This is a genomic window from Paenibacillus sp. P46E (assembly GCF_001909095.1).
GTDB lineage: Bacteria > Bacillota > Bacilli > Paenibacillales > Paenibacillaceae > Paenibacillus_AQ > Paenibacillus_AQ helianthi.
Genome location: NZ_LVYZ01000002.1, coordinates 184,831 through 207,844, shown reverse-complemented (window position 1 = coordinate 207,844; position 23,014 = coordinate 184,831). Strand labels below are relative to the sequence as shown.

Sequence of the window (23,014 nt, the reverse complement as noted above, 5' to 3'; positions counted from 1 at the left end):
TCGCTCCTTTTTCTGGTTAGCCGCCAACTACTCCAAATAATCGGCAATCCGTTTGGGCAGATCATTCAGCGCATCCAGGCGCAGGCTGTAGGACATACTTTTGCCGGTGGAATGGACAATGACCAGTCCAGCCGAGCGCAGCGCGATGAGATGATAGTGAATCGTGCTTTTGGACAGGCCAACTTGCCGGACGATTTCTGTGAAACTGAGCTGCTTCCCCGCAAGCAGACGGAGAATGAAGAGCCGTGTCTCATCCGACAGCGCCCGGGTCAGCCGCAGCAGTGCGGGAGCGGGCCGTCCCTCCTCCGGAGGCAGCGCATCATAGGCATAGCTGGTAAATACAAATTCATCGTATAAAGAAGTAGTGACCAATGGACGGGCATGGTAGTGCGGAATCAAAATAATCTGCTTCAGGCTCTCCCCGGGATACAGCCGCATCCCCTGTGTGGCCCGTTCGTAGACCTCCATGGCATTGGTGCCGCTCAGTTCCGCCCGTCTGGATTCCGCCTCCCGGCTCAGCCCTTCAAGAATAGCGGGATCGATTCCGCCAAAATACCGTTCATTCCATTCCCTCAGAATATCGGAGGTGCGGCTGCGCAGTGCGGCAAGATTGGACGACACCGTGGATCCGAAGCGTGCAGCGGTCTCGAACAGTTCTCCCGGAGTCAGGCCATCGAACCAATCCAGGAAGCCGTCCACCGAACGGTCTCCGGGACAGCTCCAGATATAAGGCGTGAGCGTGAAATCTGCATTTTCCTTGGAGAATTCCTGCATGTTCTGCAACTGAGCGGGGGTGAACCTCTTCTGAACCTCCTTGACCCAGATCTTTCCGGACTCCAGAGCGTTATGATTCTGCTTGTAGAGAAAAGCGGTCAGACTGGTAAAGCATTCATACATTGGGGCAAAATCTACTTCTACCGTATAATCCATGTGTGTTCCTCGATCCCTTGTGAATTGCGCCGTTTAGACGATTAAGTAGCAGCTGAGTTGTGTGGATCATCATCCAGCTTATTTTAGTTCTATAAATATAGAACTTGCTATTTGTTTTATTATAAACGAACTTGATTCTGATATCAATAACCTCGAACAATACATCTGAAAAAGTTACAGCCTGTTGTCACAAAACACACTGCTTTTCCGTTATACATGCAGAAAGGAGGGGGACTTGTGGATAGGACAGCCTCCAGCAGGAATACCGGGACGGAACTCCATGCAATTGTAGAGCAGGTGCAGCAGGGAGAGGTGGAGGCTTACACGGAGATCATCCGGCAGTTTCAAAGACCCATCTATCTGTACTGCTATTACAGCTAAGGTTACAGTTCCGCTGAAATAGAGGGCGTAACAACAACCTGTATGCCAAAAAGAGACGGCCCCTTGAAGCGCATCAGCGCTTTAAGGGAACCGTCTCTTTTAGTTAGACTGAGCTGTCTGCCCTCCTTGCGGGGGACTTGGCTCTTTGTAGCTTTAGTTGATGAACTGAAGCGACTTCAAGGTCTTCTCCAGCATCGTTGCGGCTTCTGCGCGGGTCGCCAGCACTTGCGGTGCGAACGAGCCGTCCGGTCTGCCCTGAATAATGCCTTCAGCGGCAATTTCGGCTACGGCCGCCCGGGACCAGGCCGGAAGTCCGGAGGCATCGCTGAATTTGGCCAGTGCTGCAGGATCGGCATTCAGTGATTTGCCCGTGTATTTCATGGCTTTGGACAGAATGGTAGCCATCTCCTGGCGGGTAATCGGGCTGCTCGGCTTGAAGCTTCCGTCAGTATAGCCCGTAATGAGCCCCGCGGCAGCGGCTGTCTTAACAGCATCCGTATACCAGGTATTTGCTCCCACATCACTGAAGGCGGCTCCGCTGCTCATGGTGGCAAGGCCGAGGGAGCGCGTAATCAGCGCCGCGAATTCTGCGCGGCTTACCATCTGCGAAGGCTGGAATGTGGTTGCGCTCGTGCCGGTAATGATCAGCTTAGAGGCTAGCAGATCAATGGATGATTTGGCCCAGTGTCCGGTAATATCTCCGAACGTTTTACTCGATTTCACAACCGTGTAGAAGCTGTTACTGTTGCGTTTGATCGTAACCTCGGTGGTTCCGTCAGGCTTGCCGGCAAAGACAGAAGGTACAAAAGTCAACTTGCCGGTGGCCGGATCAAAGGATACTGCAGTCGAATTCATGGAGTTCAGCACAGAAGGTGCAGTAAGCGTACGCTTCACATATGTGCTGCCGAAGCTGTTCAGCGGAACGCTTTTGCTTCCAGCCTGCGCTGTAACTGTAAACTCTATGACCGGTGCAGCCAGACTTAGTGATCCGCCCTGCGCCGTAATGGCCAGATTAAGACTGCTGAGTGTTGAAGCACTTGCCTGCAGCAGGGATACGGTGACTGTGAAGTCGCTGGTGCCCAGCGCAGCTGCCAGTGCAGTTCCGTTCAGTACATGGAGCGGAAGCGAGTAGGAAGCTCCGCCAGTGACGGTGAACGTAAGGACGGTAGCAGGATTCGAAGCTGCCTGCTGCACAAGTACGCTGCCCGGAAGAACAGCTTGCGCTCCGCCGCTGGAAGCGGTGAGCGGGATAACCAGCTCACTGGTTCCGGCAGGCAGGGCTGTAAGCTTGCTGGTCAGATCTGTTGCGGTGATCGTTGTCACCTGCGGTGAAGCCAGTGGAGCCGTTGTCGCACTAGGCGTTGGTGTTGGTGTAGCAGGTGTTCCGCCGCCCCCCGGTGGATTGGTCGGAGTCGGCGTAGGTGTTGGCGCAGGTGTCGGAGTAGCGCTAGGTGTCGTACCCTTCAGATCCGTAATCCGTCCCTCGGTGCCGATGGTGACTGGGTTATGATAATTCAAATAGGACAAAAGAACTTCGAAATCCGGAAGCCCGAGTTCATAATAACGTCCGTCTGCCTTGGCTCCGGCCAGTGCGCGGTAGAAGTCACCGCCGCCTGCCATGAACGAGTTCGTGGACAGCAGATAGTAAGCTTTCGGGTCAATCGGCAGATAAGAGCCGTTCGTCTGCCGGATTTCAACAGACACAATGCGCTCTCCGGCCTGGGTAACCTGGTTGGTCAAAGGATCTACAATTTCCGGTTTCTTCGTAGAATCATAAGTGTACTTCATTCCGGAAACCTGGGCGAAGCGGCCCTGATCCGAGCTCAGCCCGCTGACCGAGTTTTCCAGAGATGAAATGATTTCAGCACCCGTCACTTTGAGAGCGACCAGACTGTTGCCGAACGGCAGCGTGGTCAGTACCTCGCCCATTGTAACGTCGCCTTTGTCAATGGCAGCGCGGATTCCGCCCCCATTTTGAATAGCGACAACGCCCTTAATGGTAGCAAGGTCGCTTGCCGACACGAAGCTTGGCATCAGTTCTCTGACCTTTTCGGCGATACTGTCGGCAATCATATTACCGATCGGAGTTTCTTCCTGACGCACGACACGGACGGATTTGCCGTCGATGGTGCGGTTCGTGTAGAGATCAACACTGGAGTTGCCGACGACTGTGCTGCGGACAGCAGCCAATTCGGCATCATATGGAGCAAGCATAGCTTTGGCTGTGGCATCTTCGCCGAACAGATTCACATCGAGCAGCTTGCCGTTGTAAGTCAGAATGTCCCCGTTTTTATCAAACGTCACATTCAGTTCACCGAGGAACTGGCTGTATTCACCGGTCTGTACGATCAGTACATTTTTACCGGTTCCGACGTTGACGATTGGCGTAGGAGGATTATCGATCTTCGTATGCGAGTGTCCGCCGACGATGATGTCAATGCCCGGAACAGCTTTTGCCAATTCCTGATCTACAGTGTAGCCCAGGTGGGTGACGGCGATGATTTTGTTAATGCCCTTTGCTTCCAGCATCGCTACAGTATTCTTGGCACTTTCCACGTGATCCTTGAAGCTGATTTTATCTCCCGGCGAGGATAGTCCAATGGTATCCTCAGTGGTCAGGCCGAAGATGCCGACCTTTTCACCGTAGACGTCCTTGATGACAGAAGGATAAATGTTGCCGTCTTTTGCGGTGCTCTTGGACTCGTCCGTTTCCAGTGTGCCGATGGCATTGTGATACAGCCCCGCCAGCTCACTTCCTTTGGACGTAAAGTCAATATTCGCGCTGGTGAACGGGAACTTGGCGGCGGTGACGAAATCTTTCAGCACCTCCGGCTGATCCTTGTTCAGATCGAACTCGTGATTGCCGAACGTCATGGCATCATAGCCGATGTTGTTCATGAACTGGATGTCTGCCTGTCCTTTGAACTGGGTGAAATACAAGGTTCCTGAGAAAACATCGCCTGCATCCAGCAGTACGGAATTGCCTGTCCGCTCACTGCTGATCGCCGAGGTGCGTCTTGTGATATTTTCCAGGTGACCGTGGGTATCGTTGGTATGCAGTACCCGCAGGTTGAAATGGTCGGTGCCGAAATCAATTTGCGTCAGCAGCGGATCATGGTCGCTCACACGTCCGTCTTCCTCCTGGAAGTCAGCATTGATGTGCACAATGTCCAGTGTGGATCTTGTGGCCAGCTTGTTGTTGACCAGCATATGGTCCAGCGTCTGGGCATTGCCCTGGTATACGTAAGAATAACGCTCTCCCAGCGGCAGCGTGTCGATCAGGTTGGTTAATGCGCTGCCTTTCAGAATTTTCAAAGTATTCGAGAACTGGAAGTCGTTCAGATCGCCAAGCACCACGATATTCGCATCAGGGTTCTTGGCCAGCACATCAGATACGAAGCCGTTCACAACGGTGGCAATTTTCGCCCGCTGGGCTTCACTTGGTTTGACGGGTGGCTGGATACCACCGTACAAGGCGGAGTCTCCCGTCTTGGAGTTGAAGTGGTTCGCAATGACCATTACTTTTTGGTTATTGAACATAAATTCCGCCGCAAGCGGTTTACGGGAATTATCGAATGCGGGGTTGGTCGGATCAATACGGCCCGGATTCAGGCTGAGCCCGCCGTCCTTGGTATAGGCTACCGCTGTTGTAGCGTCACCTTTGTTGCCCGGAGCAAGCTGGACGCGTGCCGTGTTGTAAATAAATCCGGCCCGGATGTTCGCGCCCGGCGCACCGCCGTCCATATTGTTAACCGGGGTAATATCAGTAAAAGCATAAGTTGGGCCGCCCTTTACCTTGATGGCATCAATCAGCGCATTATAGCTGTCGGTGGCATCCACGGTTCCGGTGTCGCCCGAGCCGTCATTGTCCTGAATCTCCAGAAGGCCGACAATATCCGGCGTGTTCAGGTTGGTGACGATGTCTTTGGCAATATTGTTGATTTTGTCGGAACCGCTCAATTTGGAGAAATTCTCCACATTGAAGGAAGCTACCGTCAGCTTATCGGCTCCGGCTTCGAATGAGGTTGTTTCCCGCTCAACTGAAGTGCCTGCAGTTACTGCCGGCAGCGGGGCATCCGGATGAACTTTGTAATTACCATAGTCATAACCGAGAATACCGGTAATATTCCCGCTGAAGATCTGTCCCGTTCTAACCGGCTGGCTCGGTTTGGCGGCGATCAGAACACGCTGAGGATTGAAGTCCGCCCCTGTAAGAACGAGACCACCTGAGGGTGAAGTGACTTCTGTAGTACTGGTACCGTTGTTCACGGTGACCGGAATTTCAAAATCATAAGGCCCGATAATCTTTGGGGTGTTGAGCTGAACCCGCATGCCTTCAAGACTTTCGTAGAAGTCTAGGGCATATTTGGCAGGATCAAGCTCTTTAGTCAATCCCACAGAAATGGTAGCAGTGGGAATTGCCCGCCCGCCTGTTCCGATAATCGTAGCCGCAGGGAGAGGATTGGCTCCAGATATCACGGTTGCCTGAGTCGCCGCGATTTCGGTAGTCAGCAGGTCCGTAGCGTCGGCATAGCCACTTTCCTTATATTCCTTGACCCATCCGTCCACGAGAACAGAGTCGGCTACTTTTACCTTGTTGCCCGGGAGGTAGACCATGATCGCCTCGGAGGTCCGGGGGTCGCTGTCCGGTGTTGCGGTCTGAATGTAGAAGGTGCTGCCGCTGGTGTAAGTAACAATACCCGGCACACCTTTCACCAGCTGTCCCGCATAAGTGGAGGATTGGACGGTGCCCTGAATCTTGGGAATCGTCAGTCCGCTAACCGCTTCTTTGGTGGTGTAGCTGAATTGGGAGATGTCGCTGTCGGTTTTGCCTTCTTCTGTAGAATAGGCTTTGATGAGTACGGTGTCGTCCTGCAAAAGGATCGGAGTGCTGTACAAAGCGTAATCGGCCAGGGCACTGGAGCTGCCGTTGGCATAGACGCTGTAGTATACGTTTGCGGTTACACTGCTTGTGCTAAGGGAGAGCTGGGTGCCTTTGGGCACCGTCTGCCCGGAAGCGAGGGAAGCAGTGACAGCCGGAGCCTTGGTGCTGTCCACACCCGAGGAGCGCGGATCGGGTGCTTGAACTGTGAAGTCGGCAGAATTCTGGTTAGTATCCAGTCCGCGGTTGCTGGTAGGGAGCAGGGTGGATTCCTTGCGGATGGCTGCGGTGGTGTTGGAGAGAGGCGGCGTCGGCCCCGTACCTTCAAAGGTAGTAGCAGTGCCATAGCCAACCATATCAACCTGGGTGCCGGATGCATTCAACAGCTCAATCTTTCCATTTGCACCGGCCATAGCTATGGCAGAGTTGCTATCCGTAACGATGTTTGGCGCCGGAAGATCGTCCGTGCCTCCGGTACCCGCTGCTTCCTGAATCAGGAAATACCCGCCTGCGGGAATACTGCCGGTAAGTGTAGTGAACAAATTGGGCTTAGCTTCACTAAAGCTCCCAGAGGAAGAGGCATACCGCACTTTCCAGCCGGTCAAGTCAATATCTGCATCTGTAGGATTATACAACTCAATGAAGTCATTCTTGTACTTGGCTCCGGAGTTCCCTCCGCCGCCATACACCTGGGAGATCACAGGAGCACTATTATCTGTTGCCGCTGAAGCTGTTGATGCTGCGGGCAGGGCCATACCGGTAATCAGCACGAATGAGAGCGCTGCCGACCACCATTGTTTTCGCCTTGAGGAAATATTCATTTGTTACAATCTTCTCCTCTCTAGATACGATATTATTTTCGCCTTCTCCCAATCTATCATTTGTACGTTAAATGATAGATTGTCTATCGTAAATATATAGTAAACAATGGATGGAAAACATCAATTTACAAGGAATTTTGTCATAATGCACAAAAAAACTATGAAATCCTCCTGTTAAGCCTAAAGCAACGGCTGAATTAGCGGATTCATAGTTTTATTAGCTCCCTGCAAGAATACATGGAAAGTCATTTCTGTGTCAGCTGTGAAGAACTTCCTGCCCGTTCATGTACTTGCGCAGCGCCTGCGGGATATAGATTGAACCATCTTCCTGCTGGTGGTTCTCCAGCAGCGGGATCAGAATCCGCGGCGTGGCGACTGCGGTATTGTTCAGGGTGTGACAGTACTGCAGCCGTCCGTTCTCGTCACGGAAGCGGATGCCCGAGCGGCGGGCCTGGAAATCCAACAGGTTGGATGCTGAATGGGTCTCCCCATAGGCATTCCGGCTGGGCATCCAGGTCTCGATGTCATACTGCTTGTGCGTCTTCAACGACATATCGCCGCTGCAGACAGCCACTACGCGGTAGGGCAGCTCAAGCAGCTGCAGAATGTGCTCGGCATTCGCCAGAATCTCCTGCAGCATCTGCTCCGATTCTGCCGGATCATTGCGGCAGATTACGACCTGTTCAATCTTCGAGAACTGGTGCACCCGGTACAGGCCGCGCACATCGCGCCCCGCCGAACCGACCTCCCGGCGGAAGCAAGCCGACATTCCGGCCAGCCGCAGCGGCGTACCGGCCTCGATGATCTCATCGCTGTAGAGCGACACGAGCGACACTTCCGAGGTTCCGGCCAGCCAGCGCTTTTCTCCGTTCAGCTCGTAGGTCTGATCCATCCCTCCAGGGAAAAACCCGGTCCGCTCCAGCGCCTCCGGCCGGACGATGACCGGGACGTCCATCACGGTGAAGCCCCGCTCTGCCAGTACATCCAGTGCCAGCCGCTGCACGGCAAGGTGGAGATAGAGCCCCGCCCCTTTCAGCACATAGCTTCTCGGTCCCCCGGCTTTGACTCCACGCGGGATATCGATGATGTCATGGAGCTCGCCGAGCTCCACATGATCGCGCGGTGCAAAGCCGAAATCCGGCAGACTGCCGGTCCGCCGCAGTTCCACATTCTCGCTGTCATCCGCACCGACCGGTGTATCCGCCGATACCGGATTTGGCGCGAGCAGCAGCAATTCACCCCAGCGCCGCTCTGCTTCTGCCAGATCCGCATCAAGCTTGGTGAGCCGGGTGTTAATCTCCCGCACTTGTGCCTTGGCATGTTCTCCGGCTACGGCATCTCCCTGGCGCAGCAGGCGCTCGACCTCCTTGGTCAGCGCATTGCGTTCCGCTCTTTGCTGCTCGGTTTCCCGCCGTAGCTCCCGCCGCGTATCATCCCATTCCAGCAGATCATCCAGCGGGAAGTCTACCTTTTTCCATACCGCCGTGTTTCTTACGAGTTCCTCATTCTCCCTGATCCAGTTCATGTCCAGCATGCCGTTTCGCTCCTTTTTGTCTTATAAAAATACAAAAAACGCCCTCATCCATGGGACGAGGAGCGTCAGCTCGCGGTGCCACCCAGGTTGACCGAATCCTCTGAAATCACAGCAGAATTAGGCCCTCTTTGGTCTTCGCGGTAACGGGCGAAACCCGGTAAACTTAGGAAGCAAGAACATTGCTCCGGTCGCAGACGCCTCACGGTTGGATGCCGGTCACTGGCCTGATCGGGATGTAGTATTGCCGCTTATTATAGCTCAGGATTTTACCGGGTGCAAGAGGCTGCGTACGTTTGACAATAATCCCTGTACTCTGCTAGGATTATTACTAATTTGAAGGGTTTTACTGGAACAAGCGGCAGAAACCTATAATGGATAACGAACGGAAGAGGTGGGAATGTGGCCAAAATAGTTGTCATCAACGGAACACCATCCCTGGTCTCGCGGATTACCGCGGTTATTGAATATGCGGAAGCGGATTTACGGGGACAGGGATTTGAAGTCGAACGCATCAATGTGGCCGAGCTCCCGGCAGAGGATCTGATCCATACGAAATTCGAGAGTGAAGCCATCGTCAAAGCCAACGGTCTGGTAGCTGAAGCCGATGCGGTTATCGTCGTCAGCCCGGTATATAAGGCATCCTACACGGGCGTCCTGAAGACCTTCCTGGATCTGATTCCGGAAAAAGGCCTGGCCGGCAAAATCCTGCTTCCGCTCTTTATGGGCGGCAGTCTGGCACATCTCCTCACCATGGATTATGCACTGAAGCCGGTGCTGTCCGTGCTGGGCGCACGCCATATTCTTGGCGGAGTATATGCGGTGGATTCCCAGGCGGTACGTAACGACCAGGGTGTCGTCGAGCTGGCCGGCGAGCTTAAGCTGCGTCTGGACAGTGTACTTGCGGAGCTGGCGGAAGAGACATCGCATAAGGCGGGACGTAAATCCGCAGAATAGCATATGAAGAAGAAGCCACGCTTGATTGGCGTATCGTGCGGGCGCATTTTAGCCTGAGCAAAGTATCCCGCTGAAGAGCAATGCCGCACGATGAATAACAAAAGCCCCTTACAGCCGAAATTTCGGAGGTAAGGGGCTTTTGCGCCGCGGTGCAAGACTCGCGGTGCAAGACTCGCGGTGCAAGACTCGCCATGGAACCGGCTTTTGGCCATTCTATTGTATTCTGTGCAGCAGAATCTCATCACAAAGCTGCGGAGATCGATTCGATTGCACTTTGTACAGCAGAATATGGCGGATACGCCTCAAAAGTGCCATTTGCCGGAAATCTGCTGCACGAAATACAATAGATCGCATTTTTCATCCCGGAATCGGGTTAATCGACTGCATGAAGTACAGCAGATTCCCGTGTAGAGCGAATTCGGCTGACTGTATATGGAGCGTATCAGGCTGCTATTACAAATCGTCGAACCCGTTATCGTCGCCAACCTTGCCGTAGTTGCGGGACTTGGCTTCGAAGAAGTCGGTTTTGGTCGCGTTCAGCGCTTCGTCGGAGAAAGGCTTGATCCAAGGCATACAGTTGACGTCAACACCAGTGTAAGCTTTGTCCAGACCCATCAGCGTCAGGCGCTTGTTGGCGGTGTATTTGATGTAGTCGCTCAGCTCGTTCATATCAATGCCGCGTACGTTGGTCAGCGTGTAGTGGCCCCAATTGGTCTCCAGCTCTACAGCGCGGTCGATGGTACGGTAGACGTAATCCATATTTTCTTTGGTGTTCAGCTCAGGGAAATCCACCAGCAGCTGCTTGAATACTTCAGCGAAGAAGTAGCAGTGCTGATTCTCATCACGCTGAATGTAAGAGATCATCTGGCTGGTCGCCATCATTTTCTGGTCACGGGCCAGGTTGTAGAAGAAGGCGAAGGTACTATAGAAGAAAATCCCCTCCAGAATCAGATCGGCCACCATCGCCCGGAAAAAAGTCTCCTTAGACGGCGAATCCCGGAACTCCTGGTAGATGTCGGAAATGAACTGGTTGCGTTCCAGCAGCACCGGATCATGTTTCCAGTATTCAAAAATCTCCTTCTGCTCGCTGTCCGAGACAATGGAAGAGAGGACGTAAGAGTAGGACTGGTTGTGCACAACCTCCTGCTGTCCGATGATCGCCGAAATAGCTTCCAGCGAAGAGTCGGTAAAATAACGCTTCACATCGCCGACGAACATCGTTTGCATCGAATCCAGCACCGCCAGCAGGGCGATGTTGATCTTGAACACACGCTGCTCTTCCGCTTCCAGCTGCGGGAACTGCTGGGCATCCTTCGACATCGGGATCTCATCGGCGATCCAGTGGTTCAGCAGCAGCACCTTGTACAGCTTGTACATATGCGGCATACGGATATCGTTCCAGTTCAGAATCCCTGAGCATTCCCCGTCGATGATCCGTGTAGACTGGTTCGGGGCTTCGGTATTAAAAATCTTTTGCAGTTGCATGTTATTGTTTCCCTCCTGTATTTTGCGGGGCTAATCTGGTCACTTTAAAAGCCGGCACTTTATTCGCCACTACGAGGAATGTTTGGACTTCCGGTCGCTGTTGTCTGCAGATTTCTTGATTTAAACCGCTGTTCGCGGTGGAAATCCGCAGACAAAGGCGAACGCTAACGCTCCTACAGTTCCAAATTTCCTCTCCGTGACTCCAAGTGTCCCCTATTAAAGTTAGTCTTTAACTCGCACAAGACTCACATTCTTCTATGGTCAGGGCACGGCTCCGCACATAATAAGTCGACTTCAATCCGCCCTTCCAGGCGTTCAGATGCAGGTTCAGGAAATCGGTCGCTTTGATGTCAGGTGTCACGTACAAGTTGAAGCTTTGGCCCTGATCGACATGACGCTGACGGGCAGAGGCCATGCGGATCGACCAGTTCTGGTCGATCAGGAACGCCGTTTTGTAATACCAGATCGTCTTCTCGGACAGATCCGGTGCCGGGTTGGCGATCTTGTAGGTGGTCTTCTCCTCATAGGAGAGCAGCTCGTACAGCGGATCGATGCTGGCGGTGGACCCGGCAATGATCGAGGTCGAGCCGTTCGGGGCTATCGCGAACATCCAGGCATTTCGCATGCCGTCGGCGGCCACTTCCTGCTGCAGCTCGCGCCACTGTTCTGTTGTCACGTATTTACCTTCCTGCTCGCCGCTGGTATAGCCGCGCGAAGTGAAGTAAGCGCCGGTCTCCCAGTCAGAACCGGCAAACTTCGGATAACGGCCCTTCTCGCGGGCCAACTCCATACTGGAACGCACAAGCAGATAGTTAATGTGCTCATATAGATGATTGTTATATTCCACGGCTTCGTCGGATTCCCAGCGGATGCCCTTCAGCGCCAGCAGGTGATGCAGGCCGAAGGTGCCGAGGCCTACCGCACGGTATTGGCTGTTCGTGTACTGAGCCTGCAGCACTTCAATATTGTTGATGTCGATGACATTGTCGAGCATGCGGACCTGAATCGGTATCAGCCGCTCCAGCACTCCGGCCGGAATCGCGCGGGCCAGGTGGATGGAATTCAGGTTGCAGACTACGAAGTCTCCGGGAACCTTCGAGATGACGATCCGGGTCTGGCCGTCCTTGGTAACCAGTTCTTCACTCTCGATAACGGTTGCCGATTGATTCTGCATGATTTCCGTGCACAGGTTGGAGGAGAAGACCATCCCCTGGTGCCGGTTGGGATTGGTGCGGTTCACCGTATCACGGTAGAACATATACGGGGTGCCGGTTTCCAGCTGCGATTTCATAATCCGCTTCATGATGTCGATGGCCGGAACCGTGATGCGGGACAGCTCCAGATTGGCGGTGGCTTCGGCATACTTTTCACGGAAAGCACCTTGTCCAAGCTTCTCGTCATAGAAATCCTCGAGACCCAGCGCGCGACCGCGGTCATCCTTCCAGCCCATCACCTTCTTCACTTCATGCGGGCAGAAGAGGTTCCAGTGGCCTCGTGCTTCGACAGCCTCCATGAACAGGTCCGGCAGGCAGACGCCATGGAACACATCATGCGCACGCATCCGCTCATCACCGTTGTTCAGCTTCAGGTCGAGGAAGGCAAGAATATCTTTATGGAAAACATCAAGGTAGACGGCGACAGCGCCTTTACGTGTGCCAAGCTGGTCTACGCTGACTGCGGTATTGTTCAGCTGGCGGATCCATGGAATGACGCCGGAGCTGGTGTTCTTGTGGCCGCGGATATCGGAGCCTCGGGCCCGCACCTTGCCGAGGTAGACGCCGATGCCTCCGCCCATTTTACTTAGCCGGGCCACATCGGTATTGGAGTCGAAAATGCCTTCGAGCGAGTCGTCCACGGTGTCGATGAAGCAGCTGGAGAGCTGTCCGGCGACCTTTTTACCCGCATTAGACATGGTAGGTGTGGCAGCGGTCATGTAAATGTTGCTCATGGCCCAGTAGGCTTCTTTGACCAGATCCAGACGTTTCTCTACCGGCTCTGTGTGCATGAGGAACATCGCGATAATCATATAACGCTCCTGTGGAAGCTCCATTACGCGGCCGTCAAAGTCATGCGCCAGATAACGGTCCGACAGGGTTAGCAGGCCGATGTAATCGAACAGCAGGTCGCGCGTGTAATCGATGCAGCTGCCCAGTTCCTCAATCTGCTCCTTGGTGTAGTGGGACAGCAGTTCTTCACGGTAGATGCCTTTCTTCACGAGATCGGTAATCAGCGGGTACAGCTCGCCGTAAGGCTCTTCCGGGTAAGCTTTGTAGCGGCGGTTGACGGCAGCTTTCTTGTACAGGGAGGTTAGCAGTGAACGCGCAGCAGCGAACTTCCAGTCCGGCTCCTCTTTGGTAACCAGTTCAAGGGCACTCATCGTAAAAGCATTGCTGATCTCTTCTCCGCTGACCTCATCACGGCGCAGCTTAGACTGCACTCCACGGATCAGAGTTTCCTTGCTTAATTGATCAAGGCCGTTCAGGATACGGTCGGCGTACACGGAAATGCGGATTTCGTCAAAAGCCAGTTGGCGGTTATCGGGTTTCACTACGAGCTGTGGCATAAGTTCAACCATCCTTTCATTTTTGGGTTTAATTTTCAATATCACAAATTGAAGTATATAAGCGCAGAGAGCGGCCCGCTCCGAGGCTTGGCCTGCTCTTTGAAAGTTAACTGAATTTATAAGGCAGCCGGCTCCCAATGTACGATTTCCGTACCGGCGAGACTGGCCTGAATATCAATAATGCGCTGGTTGCTGCTTCCCCGGTAGGGAAGGGTGGTGTCTTTGAGCTCTTCCACAAAACGTCCGTCGATCACGACCTGGCACAGGGCCAGCAGGTTCCATTCGGGTGAGTCGGGTGTCACTATAAGCTCTTCATAGGTATAGCCGGTGTAAATCCAGACGGGATACTCCGGCAGCACGCTGCGCAGCTCCTGAATGAAGCCCGCAGCCTCCTCTGCCGAGAAAAAAGGGTCGCCGCCTGCCAGTGTCAATCCGTCCAGCAGCGGATTCGCGGCTATTTCGGCAATGATCTCCCGTTGACGCTCCAGGGTGAACGGCTCGCCGAAATTGAAGTTCCAAGTCTTGGGATTAAAGCAGCCTGGGCAGCGGTGACGGCAGCCGCTGAGGAAAAGGACGGCCCGCATGCCTTCTCCTTCATTGATCGATTCCGGGTAGTAGCCGCATATGTTCATAGATGCTTAACGCGGTCCCTTACTTCGGCTTGCTTGGCGGCATTGAAGCGGGTTTGATAGTCGCCGGTCAGGTAGCCGGTTACCCGGCGTAGACGGCGGATATGCACATCGTTCTCATGCGCGTCGCAGGAAGGGCAATTGGTGCCAATCACGCCTTCGTAGCCGCAGTTCGAGCAGCGGTCCACCGGATGGTTGATGCTGAAATAGCTGACTTGCTGTTCCAGCGCGTAACGGATAATCTTGACAAAAGCTGCCGGGTTGCTGCGAGCATTACCATTCAGCTCCACATAAGAGATTGCACCCGCATTGCAGTATTCATGGAACGGTGCTTCCAGGCTGATTTTCTGCGCAGCGCTCAGCTCATGGTAGACCGGGATGTGGAAAGAGTTCGTATAGTATTCGCGGTTGGTGATACCCGGAATGGAGCCCAGTACTTTACGGTCCACCTTAGTGAACTTGCCGGACAGCCCTTCAGCAGGTGTGGCGAACAGGGTGATGTTGAGGTTCAGTTCCTCGCTCTTACGGTCGCAGTATTCCCGCATGTGGCGGACAATAGCAAGCGCCTTGGCATGGATCTCCATGTCCTCACCATGATGCTTGCCGTACATAGCCTTCATGCACTCCGCCATGCCGATGAAGCCAATCGACAGACTGCCGTGCTTCAGCAGTTCGCCAACCGAATCCTCGGGAGCCAGGTCCTGGCCGCCCTCCCAGACACCTTCGCGCATCATGAAGTCAGAGGCTTTGGCCTTCTGGGAAGCCTGGATGCGGAAGCGGTGGAGCAAGCCTTCCAGAGCGATGTCCATATAATGGTTCAGGTCGTCATAGAAGCCTTTCTCGTCGGCGGCAAGCCGGCGTCCTGTGGCGGTGCCGTATTCCAATCCCAGCCGCACGAGATTGAGCGTATTGAAGGACAGGTTGCCTTTGCCGGAGCAGTGGTTGCGTCCGAAGCGGTCGCCCAGCACCCGGGTGCGGCAGCCCATGGTTGCAAATTCAGTATCCGGGTCTGCCGGATCATAATATTGCATGTTAAGCGGCGCATCCAGATTGGCAAAGTTCGGGTACAGTCTGCGGGCAGAGCATTCGGCAGCTTTGAGGAACAAGTGATAGTTCGGATCGCCCTGCTGCTGGTTCACGCCCTGCTTGCATTTGAAGATCTGGATTGGAAATACCGGTGTTTCGCCGCTGCCGAGTCCGTTCATCGTTGCGGTCAGCAGTGAGCTGATCACGAGCTGGCCTTCCGGCGAGGTGCACGTGCCGTAGTTGATGCTGGTAAAAGGAATCTGGCCGCCCGAGCGGCTGGACATCGTATTCAGGTTATGTATCATGCTCTCTGCCGCCTGCAGCGTTTCGCTCTCCGTTTCTTTTAAGGCAAAGCGGAAGGCCCGCGGATACAGCTCTGCCAGATCGCTGCGGCTCATAGTGACTTCGCCAAGATGCTCTCCGGCTTGTCCTTCTTCGAAATATTCGAGTCCCTTGCGGAACAGTTTGGCAAAGGACTTGGTCACATAAGGGGCCAGGTCATAATCCAGCTTGTTGGCGGATACGCCGCCGTATTGGGCATTTTGCTGAGACTGGAAAATAATCGCTACGAGCGACATTGCAGTCATGATCGAGTTGGGAGGACGCACGCTGCCGTTGCCAGTGTTGAAGCCTTCGCGGAGAAGCCGTTCAAACGGGATGAAGATGCAGTTGGTGGTTCCGATCGCGTATTGGTCCAGATCGTGGACATACACTACGTTATCAAGGGTAGCCTGTACCAGTTGCGGCGGCATTGTGAAGTTGCGGGCATACCATTTGGAATATTCACTGCCGAACTTGCTCATTTTGCCGGAGAAGCTCTCTCCGTTCAAATTGGCATTCTCGCGCAGCAGATCCAAATCCCGGCTGTCGATAATATCGCGTCCCAAATGGATGACTTCCTCTAATAGATCCTCCTGTGCAGCTTGTTCACCGTTGTACCGTTTCTCCAGCAGCGTCATTGTATAGCTCTCTCCTCTCGGTATATGAAACATGTTCTAATTGTAGTGAGGCAACCGTTTTAAACCTTAAAAAAGCATCTCCCGCCGAGGACGGCGGAAAATGCCCGGATGCGTAACGCAAATAACCGAAACCGGATATTTACGGATGGTCTCCATGGAAAGAAGCTTTCCCGCAGAAGCCGATACCTGAGTGCGATAAGGCTTATCGCATTCAGGTATCGGCAGCCTTGCTTCCCATCCTGGGGGGAAGGCTAAATCTGCTTGTGCAGGCCGCATGCGGACACCTCTCCTGTTCCTCGCAGGCGTAAATGATGGTGTCCGGAAACAGGCAGGTCTCCTGGCTTCCGGTGAATCCTGTGAGGCGCCTTCCCAAGGGGCAATGCCCTCAGTGGCGTGAGCCTCCAGATACTGCTCCGCAGGGCTTGTGGAAGCCTGCAGAACATCCGGTTACAGTGGCGGGACCACAGCGGATTTGCACCGCGTTTCCCTATTAAGCTTCATCCCTCGTGAGAGAGCAAAGCACCTGTTTCCACTATATTTTGTTGTCGCTAGATAAAAATAACCCAATATCTTGTGTTTGTAAACATTTTTTTGCGAGTCCGCGCCGGGGGCGGGTTCTGCCCGTTTACTCACAAATGATCCACAGCCCATCCACAGATAACGCAGTATTCGTCCACAGTTCATCCACAGGTAATCCACAACTTGTGTGTAAATTTTGGCGATTCCAGTTCATAAATTGTCCCCATATTAGGGGTGATTTGTGGGGGGAGGCGGGAGTTGCTACAATAGAGGGGACTGGAGACTTATATAACGAAGCTTATATAGGAGGGATTTCAGAATGGCGATTGGTGAAGTAACCGTAATACCGATTGGTACAGGCAGTACCAGTCTCAGCAGCTACGTGGCGGATATGCAGCGCGTGCTGGAGACAGTGGAAGGTATAACTTACGAACTGACATCCATGGGCACAATCATCGAGGGACCGCTGGCGCGGATTCTGGCGGCCGTTGAAGCGTTGCACGAGTCCCCTTTTACTGCCGGAGCGCAGAGGGTGTCCACCTCGCTCAAGATTGATGACCGGCGCGACAAGCCCTCCACAAGCCGCAGCAAGCTGGAATCGGTGGAGCGCAAGCTACAGGCGGAATAGTTCTGAATAATTACAGCACACAAGGAGCGTGTCCTCTATGGCGGCAATGAATCAGCAGGTCGGGATACAGATGTATACACTGCGGGATATGGCCGAAAAGGATTTTCTGGGTACACTGCGCAATGTGGCGGAGATCGGATACAAGTCGGTGGAATTTGCCGGTTATTTCGGCGTATCGGCTGCCGAACTGCGCAGAACGCTGGATGAGCTGGGGCTGGCGGCTCCTTCGGCACATGTCGGACTGGATTTCAGCAGCCTGGAGAAGATGCAATCGGCGTTATCCAGAGAGATTGAATATGCCCGGGAGGTGGGGCTGGAATATATCATTACGCCTTCAGCGCCGCTTCCGCAGCATCCGGCACTGGACGATGTGCTTGCACTGGTGCCTTTCTTTGAAAAGGCTTCTGAACTTGTGCGGGCGGCGGGACTGAAGTACGGCTATCATAACCATGACTTTGAGTTCAAGCAGGTCAACGGGCAGGCTGTGATCGACATCTGGTTGGAGCGGATTCCGGCTGAGCATATGTTGGCTGAGTTTGATTTGGGTTGGGTGCATGTAGGCGGTGCCATACCGGCAGAATATGTATCCCGTTACGCCGGGCGCGTTCCGCTGGTCCACATCAAGGATTTTGGTGCGGGCCATGAAGAAGCCGATCTTGGAAAGGGCCAGGTGGACTTCGAGAGTGTCTTCAAAGCTGCGGATGACGCTGGTATCCGGCACTATATTGTGGAGCAGGAAGTCTTTGCTTCCTCCTCTCTGGAGAGTGCAAGGCTGGCACTGGATTACTTCCGCAGACGGGGAATGCTGGGATAACTTTGAGGGACTCGATTCCCCTCCGCAGCGCGGCCCTGCAGAAATCACGGGCCCAGCATTGTGAAAGAATGGGTTGCGTTTTTCCCCAGAGGGGGTATAATGTATTTTGTTTGACAGAAAAAAAGCTTTAAGCTGGTGTAGCTCAGGGGTAGAGCAACGCACTCGTAATGCGTAGGCCGGGGGTTCAATTCCCTTCACCAGCATCCTTAACAACTCAATCATGGCGCGGCTTTCCGATGTATCGGGGGGCTGCGTTTTTTTATTGGGAAGGTTGAACTTCTAACCATCTTCTTCCTTATGGACAAGATGGGCAACTGATATCGGACAAAACGCGCATCGTTTCATGGTTTTCTCCGAGACTCCTGAAATAATTCCGCGAGAATTAAAAGGGTAAGGCTATTGTTATATTCCAGAGCTATTCTGAAATTATGTAGAGTATGTTTTATACATCATTTAACTTAAATTGCAATTAAATAATATAATTGGGAATATTCACAATATCGACAATATCTACTTTATTGATTATAGGGTATCATTTCCAAGCGGAGAATTGATTGTATTTGAAGTTGTGTATTGTTAATTCCGTAGAAAGACCATTAGAACTACAAAGGCAAACCTGTACGAAAGTCTGGGACGCAAAGCCACGGGCCTTATCTCTTCACATCCCGCAGATGTTGGAGGATTGGCAGCCGGGCCGCTTTTTCAAGTGGTCTTTTTGCGTGTTTTTTTTAGGTATACGTGCCTATTTAAGTTTTTCAGCTGACATGATGGAGGATAACTATGCAAAGAAAATCTATGGTTATGTTTGTGTGCTTTCTAATGCTGTATTCATTGTTTGCTCCAAGTATGGGGCAAGCCCTTGGGGAATCTGCGGCGGGAGGTGACGTGATTAATGTTAGCTTTCAGCCGTCATCTGCGCAGCCAGTGCCCGGTTACCTGCCCGATAACGGAGAGGTTATGAGCAGCCGTAACGGATATGTATACGGCTGGAATACGGATCACACAGATGCGACAGCGACCAGCAGCACTTATGGAGATCCGGGTGTGGATAATCTTATTCAATTCCATTCTGGCGGTGAATGGGGATTTCAGCTGGAGAGCGGGAGCTACGAGGTAAGCGTTACGGTGGGAGATTCGGTCTATAAGAGTACGAATTCACTGAACGTGGAAGGATTCCTTTTTTTAGATGGAATGGAGCTGGATGCAGGGCAGCATGCAACGGTGAAGAAAACGGTTGTCGTGACAGATGGGAAATTGACCTTAAGTCAAGGATCAGGAGCAGATTCCGGGACAGTGATCAACTGCTTGAGTATTACTCCAGTCCGGCCGAAGGAAAAAGCGCTGACCAAACCAAAGATAGCGACACCATACATAGCGAATAAAGTACAGGGAGATAAAGTGATTATCTCCGGAAAAATGATGAACGAACATAATACCCCGGCTTATTTGCAGGTGGACGGTTTGGACGAAGAAATCTCCCGTTATATGTCGGTTAAATCCGATAAAGTCAATCAACTGATGGATATGCTGAAGCAGACAGCCATACCGGCACCTAGAAACGATATTGAGGGCATTCAGCAGGTTATCGCAGGTAGTTCAACACCATTGACTATTGTTAAATCGGGGCAGCTAAATTTGGACTACGGTGCAACGTTTGGAAGTCCTGAGAAGCCTGTCGTTCTGATTATTGACGGCATCAATACCAACCGGAGCTTAGACCTTCAAGTCTACGGAACGCTGATCGTGAACTCGGACCTCAATGCGAATGCCGCTCTGCGGATTCATGTGAATTCTTCTCCGGGCGATAACGAGGTTCTGGGAAATCTATGGATCAACGGAACGGTGCACTTGAATCAGGATTCGCAGGTAGAGGTATCCAGACAATTATTTGTAAAGAGACTGACCTACAACAGCGGGAAATTAAGTGTGAAGGCCAATGAACTTATTGTTATGAATCAATTGGATATTAATACCGAAGTTCAAATGGATATCGCTCAGGAAGCGGCAATCGGGGAGATCATCTCCAACAATCAGACGGCTAATATCAACATCGCCCGCGGCGATCTTTTTGTCAGAGACAATATCAGCGTCAATAATCACCTGCAGATTCAGACGGGCGGAGTGTTTGCCGTAGGCGGCAACATGACAGCCAACCGGATGCCCATAATAATCACCGGCAATGAAGACAGCGGAGCTACGCTGTTGAAATACTCCTTATATGGCTTAAAAGCAGAGTATTACAGCAATGCTGATTTCTCCGGGAATCAAATTATCCGCATGGATGACAATGTGAATATGGGCACAAACCCGCTAAGGTCAATCTCCGGTTTTGAAGACAATGAATTCTCAGTCCGATGGACAGGACAAGTGGAGCCCAGATATTCCGGCACCTATCAATTTGAGATCAATGCGCAAGGCAGTGCCCGTGTATGGGTTAATCATCAGCTGCTTGCTGATACGGAGCAAGGAAAGCTGTCCGGGACAATACAACTGGAGGCAGGCATGCCATATGACCTGCAAGTAGAATATATGAATGCAAAAGGGAATCCGCAAGCGGTGCTCTTCTGGAAAAGTGAGCAGCAAGCTAGAGAGATTGTCCCCCGCTATCAGCTTGAGCCTTTTGGCTCAGCGGATATTTCAGCCAGTTCGACCGAAACGGAGCTTGCACTTGCATGGCTTCCTGTCTTTAACGCCGACGGGTACGAGCTGGAGTTCGATTCTAAGATCACTGTAATTAACCCTAGTGAGAGATATATATACGATAACTTGGAGCCGGGCACCATGCATAGTTACCGGATTCGTGCCATCAGCGGTGATATGAAGGGGCCATGGTCCCCGCTGGTTGACTACTGGACACTTCCGGAGGTTCCCAAGGATATTACTTTGGAATCAACCAGCGATGCTATTACCTTAAAATGGAGCAAGGTGACTGGCGCGGCAAGCTATGAAGTGGAAGTTAATAACTCCATTGTGAATGTCGGGGATGTAACTGCTTATGCAGAAAAGAATCTGAACCCTAATATGCAGAAAACCTTCCGGGTGCGCGCACGCAACAGCAGCGGTCCGGGGCAATGGAGCAGCCTGCTGGTCAAGTCTACGGTTATCGATACGCCTAAGCATTTAAAAGGAACCTCTTCCGCCGATTCCATTCGTCTCCAGTGGGATGCGGTCTCCGGTGCAGAGTCATACAATCTTGAGGCAGACGGGCAGCTCTTTGAGAATATTTCGAACCTGTATTTCTTTCACACACAGCTTCAAAGCAACAGCAGCCATGAATACCGGATTCAGGCCATAAGCAAAGACGGTATCAGCAAGTGGAGCGATAAGATCAATGTTATTACGCTCCCAGGGATTCCAAAGGGACTAAGCGGTGAAGTGTCCAGCAGTGAAATTACACTCACCTGGGAACCTGTACCGGGCGCAGCCGGTTATGAGCTTGAAGTGGACGGGGTACCAGTCGATACAGGGACCGGCACAAGCTATGTCCACACTCATCTGCCGTTGAACTCTGAACATGCCTACCGGGTACGGGCAAGAAATACGGCGGTCAGCGGGGAGTGGTCCGAACTTATCGTGATGACGACCCGCCCGGGTGTCCCGGGGAATATTTTGACAACCGTGACCAGTACAAGCATTGAATTAACCTGGGATCGAGTGACTGGAGCCCTAGGATATGATCTGGAAGTGGACGGCAGAGTAATCTCTACAGGAATGCAAACGACGTATTTACATGAGAACCTCAAACCATTCTCAGAGCATACCTACAGAATACGGGCCAGAAATTCCGGCGGTGTGGGAGCATGGAGCAGCCTATTAACCAGACAAACTACACTGGAAAAGCCAATGGAGCTGAAAGCAGTCTCCCGTGCGACATCCATCGGGCTTTCCTGGGCTAAGGTGAACGGAGCAACCGGCTACGATGTGTTTGTTGATGGAAGCATCATAACGAATGTTGCCCAGAATTCATATGAACATTTGGATCTGGAACCCTATTCCTGGCATGTGTACCGGGTTAGAGCCAAGTTCGGCACCGTGCCCGGAGAATGGAGTGAACCTGTTACTCAATCCACACTTCTGGGAGTTCCAGGGAATATAAAGATTCAAGCCGCCAGCACCAAAATTGATTTATCCTGGGACCCGGTAACCGGAGCAACCGCTTATGAGGTGGAAGTGGATGGAGAACTGAGGGACAGCGGTTCAAGTACAATGTATGAACATAAAGGTCTGCTGCCTAATACAGAGCATAAATATCGTGTTCGCGCCAAGAATGATCTCGTTGTCAGTGCATGGAGCGACTGGTCTGTTCTGGTGACGGGGGTGACCCCGCCGGCCATGCCGACTGATCTGCTGGCTGAAGCGACCACAACTGCCATTAAGTTATCCTGGTCAGCTGCAGGTGATGCCGCCAGCTACGATCTGGAAATCGACGGAGTCGTAATCAGCGGGATCAACACTACGACATACACTCACGACAAGCTGACTCCAAACACAATGCACACATACAGGGTCCGTTCGAGCAATCTAGGGGGGAAGAGTGAATATACCGGAATGGTAAAAAAAATTACTACCCCTGAGTTAACGATCAACGTTGAAAAGGACACCCAATTTAACTTTGTGATGGTCATTCCGCAGAAAGCTGGTGTAACGGAGAGAAGCGCAATTGTAACCTACAACGCAGCTGAGCTGGAAGTCCTGGACCTCTGTGCCCTCACCTCCAAAGTGGAGCTGACTGAGGGAATGATCGAAGGGACGAATGTTACGGTGGTCAGCTTTGTACCCGGTAAGATTGTCTACAAAATCAGTGGTGCAGATCAGACCACGATGAACATTGTACGCATGATGGCCAAAACAAAAAATTATTCAAAAATAACATACACCATTAATTAAAC

Annotated in this window: 13 protein-coding genes, 1 tRNA gene and 2 riboswitches; of the genes, 7 read left to right on the top strand and 7 right to left on the bottom strand. The window is 52.5% G+C overall.

What is annotated here, in order from left to right; all coding sequences use genetic code 11:
* Window positions 1-27 precede the first annotated feature (27 nt).
* Window positions 28-930 carry an ArsR/SmtB family transcription factor gene (locus A3849_RS02245; RefSeq protein ID WP_074109972.1) on the bottom strand — a complete coding sequence of 301 codons (903 nt, stop codon included), beginning with the start codon at window positions 928-930 and terminating at the stop codon, window positions 28-30.
* 237 nt (window positions 931-1,167) lie between these two features.
* Here A3849_RS02245 and A3849_RS32665 point away from each other — a divergent pair, with 237 nt between their 5' ends.
* Window positions 1,168-1,311, top strand: coding sequence for a hypothetical protein (locus tag A3849_RS32665; RefSeq protein ID WP_178382582.1), 144 nt, complete (start codon window positions 1,168-1,170; stop codon window positions 1,309-1,311).
* A 153-nt stretch (window positions 1,312-1,464) separates the two neighbouring features.
* On the opposite strand, the gene A3849_RS02240 is transcribed toward A3849_RS32665, so the two are convergent.
* Entirely contained in the window at window positions 1,465-7,014 is a 5,550-nt protein-coding gene (locus A3849_RS02240; protein ID WP_074109971.1) for an S-layer homology domain-containing protein, read from the bottom strand.
* A 256-nt stretch (window positions 7,015-7,270) separates the two neighbouring features.
* Entirely contained in the window at window positions 7,271-8,548 is a 1,278-nt protein-coding gene (gene serS, locus A3849_RS02235; RefSeq protein WP_074109970.1) for a serine--tRNA ligase, read from the bottom strand.
* A 399-nt stretch (window positions 8,549-8,947) separates the two neighbouring features.
* Between serS and ssuE the strand changes: the two genes are divergently transcribed.
* Together ssuE and A3849_RS32265 are read left to right on the top strand one after the other, a co-directional pair.
* A complete protein-coding gene (ssuE, locus tag A3849_RS02230) occupies window positions 8,948-9,502 on the top strand; it encodes an NADPH-dependent FMN reductase (protein WP_074109969.1) in 555 nt (184 codons plus the stop codon).
* A 149-nt stretch (window positions 9,503-9,651) separates the two neighbouring features.
* Window positions 9,652-9,849, top strand: a complete 198-nt coding sequence (locus A3849_RS32265; protein ID WP_143191707.1) for a hypothetical protein — start codon at window positions 9,652-9,654, stop codon at window positions 9,847-9,849.
* Window positions 9,850-9,955: 106 nt separating this feature from the next.
* Here A3849_RS32265 and A3849_RS02225 read toward each other — a convergent pair whose 3' ends face one another.
* The 4 genes from A3849_RS02225 to A3849_RS02210 all read right to left on the bottom strand — a co-directional run bounded on the left by A3849_RS02225 (window position 9,956) and on the right by A3849_RS02210 (window position 16,164).
* On the bottom strand, window positions 9,956-10,987 hold the full coding sequence (locus A3849_RS02225) for a ribonucleotide-diphosphate reductase subunit beta (protein WP_074109968.1): 1,032 nt from the start codon (window positions 10,985-10,987) through the stop codon (window positions 9,956-9,958).
* 229 nt (window positions 10,988-11,216) lie between these two features.
* On the bottom strand, window positions 11,217-13,550 hold the full coding sequence (locus A3849_RS02220) for a ribonucleoside-diphosphate reductase subunit alpha (RefSeq protein ID WP_074109967.1): 2,334 nt from the start codon (window positions 13,548-13,550) through the stop codon (window positions 11,217-11,219).
* A gap of 116 nt (window positions 13,551-13,666) precedes the next feature.
* Window positions 13,667-14,182 carry an anaerobic ribonucleoside-triphosphate reductase activating protein gene (nrdG, locus tag A3849_RS02215; protein ID WP_074109966.1) on the bottom strand — a complete coding sequence of 172 codons (516 nt, stop codon included), beginning with the start codon at window positions 14,180-14,182 and terminating at the stop codon, window positions 13,667-13,669.
* Window positions 14,179-16,164 carry an anaerobic ribonucleoside triphosphate reductase gene (locus tag A3849_RS02210; protein WP_074109965.1) on the bottom strand — a complete coding sequence of 662 codons (1,986 nt, stop codon included), beginning with the start codon at window positions 16,162-16,164 and terminating at the stop codon, window positions 14,179-14,181. Before A3849_RS02210 ends, nrdG begins: the two co-directional genes overlap by 4 nt.
* A gap of 310 nt (window positions 16,165-16,474) precedes the next feature.
* Window positions 16,475-16,706: riboswitch (cobalamin riboswitch) on the bottom strand.
* Window positions 16,707-17,002: 296 nt separating this feature from the next.
* On the opposite strand from A3849_RS02210, the gene A3849_RS02200 reads away from it, so the two are divergent.
* The 4 genes from A3849_RS02200 to A3849_RS02185 all read left to right on the top strand — a co-directional run bounded on the left by A3849_RS02200 (window position 17,003) and on the right by A3849_RS02185 (window position 23,012).
* On the top strand, window positions 17,003-17,311 hold the full coding sequence (locus A3849_RS02200) for an MTH1187 family thiamine-binding protein (protein WP_074086723.1): 309 nt from the start codon (window positions 17,003-17,005) through the stop codon (window positions 17,309-17,311).
* A 37-nt stretch (window positions 17,312-17,348) separates the two neighbouring features.
* The gene (locus A3849_RS02195) at window positions 17,349-18,125 is read left to right on the top strand and encodes a sugar phosphate isomerase/epimerase family protein (RefSeq protein WP_074109963.1); all 777 of its coding nucleotides are present in this window, start codon (window positions 17,349-17,351) and stop codon (window positions 18,123-18,125) included.
* Between the two features lie 131 nt (window positions 18,126-18,256).
* A tRNA-Thr gene (locus A3849_RS02190) sits at window positions 18,257-18,328 on the top strand.
* Between the two features lie 396 nt (window positions 18,329-18,724).
* A riboswitch (cyclic di-GMP riboswitch) is annotated at window positions 18,725-18,827 on the top strand.
* 78 nt (window positions 18,828-18,905) lie between these two features.
* Window positions 18,906-23,012 carry a fibronectin type III domain-containing protein gene (locus A3849_RS02185; RefSeq protein ID WP_074109962.1) on the top strand — a complete coding sequence of 1,369 codons (4,107 nt, stop codon included), beginning with the start codon at window positions 18,906-18,908 and terminating at the stop codon, window positions 23,010-23,012.
* Window positions 23,013-23,014: the final 2 nt, after the last annotated feature.